Raw genomic sequence first — 267 nt, forward strand, 5'->3', positions numbered from 1 at the left:
TTAGATGAAGCTCAGGTACCTTAGTAAACTCATTTGCCTTAGAGCTGCCAACACAGCAAGCATCGGCTATTTTTTTAGCTTCATTAAAAGCAAGCTCAGACCATATGCCTGAAACCCAATATGCTCCAACCCTATTATTCTGAAGCAGGTTCATAGGAATCATTGAAAACTGCATCCGAGCCGGGGCTGGAATAAATAAAACATGATACTCAGAAGGGATCTTTAAAAGCGCTCTTAAATCATCCTGAGCTTCATTCATTAATGATT

General features: G+C 39.7%; 1 pseudogene. It reads right to left on the bottom strand.

Features of this window, described 5'->3' with window-relative positions:
* Nucleotides 1–267: pseudogene (locus IEX97_RS13140) on the bottom strand (3-phosphoserine/phosphohydroxythreonine transaminase); the annotation flags it as partial.

It is taken from the genome of Paenalicyclobacillus cellulosilyticus (genome assembly GCF_014647315.1).
GTDB classification, from domain to species: Bacteria; Bacillota; Bacilli; order Alicyclobacillales; family Alicyclobacillaceae; genus Alicyclobacillus_J; species Alicyclobacillus_J cellulosilyticus.